We start from the raw sequence: 2,531 nt of genomic DNA, 5'->3' as shown, positions 1-2,531 counted from the left end.
CCTGAAGATCTATTCGAAGCACAATTAGATATAATTTATGCAGCATAAGTAAATTCAACGATTTAAGTCATAAATACAAATTGGTTCAACTTGTTATTGCAATTGATCATTTAATTCAAATATGAATTTTAATGTTTTAATATTTTTTTGACTATATATTTTTTTGCTATAATTATTTCGCTTAATATCTAAACCCACGGTTTTTTCTATATATCTTAAATTAAAATTTTATGTTTCAAATAACTCACATATTTGATCTATTGAATATAGCTTATCATTAACTATTATAGTCACCTCCTGAGCTTACACACTAACACTTCTATATTAAAGAGGCAAATAATAATAATAATAATAATAATAATAATAGTATCTGATTATATACAAAGGCATAGAAACAATAATTAAATTCAAATTTTATGTTACAATGTAAAAACTTGCTTCTTAAATTATAATTTGGAGTGTATTTATGATTGAAGATAGAATTGAAATGGTATATATAGGGTCTGTGTGTCTGCTTTTGTATGTTTTTGTCGAAAACTATGATATGATATAAGAGATTGATAGTAAAGTACGATATAAATACTCTATGATTTAAGGATAAAAAGAAGTGTGAATTATATGCTAGAGATAATTGGTGACGTGGTTGTTATAATTGTACTACTTAAAATATTCCACATTATTTAGTAAGATTAAAGGTAATTAGATGGACTTCGCCCCTTCCTAATTACCTTTATATTTTATTATTTTATTATTATTCTTAATAATTCTTTTTTCTTAATAGGAAATTCTTCTTCTGTTATAATGCCCTCATCTAATAATTCTTTATATTTCATAAACGCATCTGTTATTTTTTGTTTTTTCTTCCACTCCCAACAACATCACCCCAGTTATATTGTTAAATCCAACTTATTTGATGTAGTGTTTTTTATTTTTAAAGCTATCCACTTCTAATAAATCATATGGGTGTGTTTTAAGTGCATCAGCTAGATTTTCTACAGTTTTTAATGTGGGGCTTTCGTGACCTCTTTCTAACTCACTAATATGGCTTTGAGATACACTTGCTACAAATGCTAATCTTTTTTGTGTCATATCTTTGCGCTTCCTAACTTGTTGTAATTTAAGTGTAAATTTATACATATTACAATAACACATCCTTTCTCTCTTAAAATATATTAAATATTTAGAGGATTTTTGTTAAAGATTATAAATAATAGCCAATAACGATAGTTAGAACTGATATAATCATAGCATGTTCAATTATCGTTATCTACGCTAAAACAAAAATAAACTCAAAAGTTAAATTTAAATATAGAAAAAGTAATATTATGAAAATTTTTTAATTGTAGATAAAAGTAAAGCTTACAAACTAAATGTAACATAATTGAATAAATATAAAGAATATTAAAACAAAAGGAGATATGCATTATGAAAGATATAATGCCAGTTATAAATTTAATTACAGAAAAAAATGATTTAGAAATAAAAACGAATGAAAGAATTATACAACTAGAAGGAGAATTAAAGCTTACCAAGGATTGCCTCCAAGTATCAAAGAAATTCCAGCGTTCTTACAATGAAGATTTACTTAGTAAAAACGAAGAATATCAATCAGTAAATAATGAATTACAAGAGATTAACACCCATTATAAGTATAAGAATAAAGAATTGTATGATTTATACAATGATATGACAAACTATCTAAACAGTACTGATATTGGGATTGTTTTTCTAGATGAAAATCTTTGTGTAAGAAAGTTTACACCGAGCATTGTTAAAGAGATAAACCTTATAACTCAGGATATTGGACGCCCAATGCATCATATATCTAATAATTTGATTAATGATGACTTAAATATAGGTGCAAGTGAAGTATTAAACAGTCATATTTCGTCCGAGAAGGAAATTCAAAGTAAAAATGGAAAATGGTATTTATTCAAATGTGCACCATGTTTTACATTTGAAAATTCAATTAAAGGTGTCGTCTTATCTCTTGTTGATATAACAAACATAAAATTAGTAGTGTAAAGAAAAACACAAAAACAGTGAATAGTAAAAAATGATTACTATGGAAGAACCATCTTAAATGAAAGACAGAAATCAGATTTATAATAGAAGCGATTTTAGTCAAATCATGAATGAAACACATCAAATTTCTGGACATAAGGTAACAATATCAACGGGTGCTGGTTCAAACCTTTTTGTTACAATCTACAATTAAATTGAATCCTATTTTTAGTTAGAAGCCCTTTAATTAGGGCTTCTTTTTATTTGTTTAGAGTATACTCCAAAATAATGCTTTATCTATTAATTCACATGAGTCGGAATCATATTTCTACCAACTAATTTGTAGTGTGATAGGGATTATAATTTAACTTAAATTACATTTTGCAATCCCTTGTGATTTTTATGCACCATGACACCGGAGTTTGTCAACATAGTTGTCGCAATTTATACATTTAATTTTTTTATGATGATGCCTTTTCTATAATGAGAAGTTCTTCTTCTTTTATTGGATTCAAAGACACATATTT

4 protein-coding genes are annotated in these 2,531 nt (G+C 26.0%); 2 read left to right on the top strand and 2 right to left on the bottom strand.

Annotated features, from left to right (window positions below; all coding sequences use genetic code 11):
- Positions 1 to 740: 740 nt before the first annotated feature.
- The gene (locus tag KPL38_RS18945) at positions 741 to 833 is read right to left on the bottom strand and encodes an SHOCT domain-containing protein (protein ID WP_216290693.1); all 93 of its coding nucleotides are present in this window, start codon (positions 831 to 833) and stop codon (positions 741 to 743) included.
- A 73-nt stretch (positions 834 to 906) separates the two neighbouring features.
- Complete coding sequence (locus tag KPL38_RS18940; protein WP_216290694.1) at positions 907 to 1,137, bottom strand: helix-turn-helix domain-containing protein; 231 nt, start codon at positions 1,135 to 1,137, stop codon at positions 907 to 909.
- Positions 1,138 to 1,425: 288 nt separating this feature from the next.
- On the opposite strand from KPL38_RS18940, the gene KPL38_RS18935 reads away from it, so the two are divergent.
- Both KPL38_RS18935 and KPL38_RS20160 read left to right on the top strand, forming a co-directional pair.
- On the top strand, positions 1,426 to 2,025 hold the full coding sequence (locus KPL38_RS18935; RefSeq protein ID WP_216290692.1) for a PAS domain-containing protein: 600 nt from the start codon (positions 1,426 to 1,428) through the stop codon (positions 2,023 to 2,025).
- Positions 2,026 to 2,083: 58 nt separating this feature from the next.
- The gene (locus KPL38_RS20160; RefSeq protein WP_281419379.1) at positions 2,084 to 2,218 is read left to right on the top strand and encodes a hypothetical protein; all 135 of its coding nucleotides are present in this window, start codon (positions 2,084 to 2,086) and stop codon (positions 2,216 to 2,218) included.
- Positions 2,219 to 2,531 lie beyond the last annotated feature (313 nt).

Origin of the sequence: Clostridium psychrophilum (assembly GCF_018861705.1) — a bacterium.
GTDB lineage: Bacteria > Bacillota > Clostridia > Clostridiales > Clostridiaceae > Clostridium_AD > Clostridium_AD psychrophilum.
Note: the sequence above shows the minus strand (reverse complement) of the source record. Positions and strands in the feature narration are given on the sequence as shown.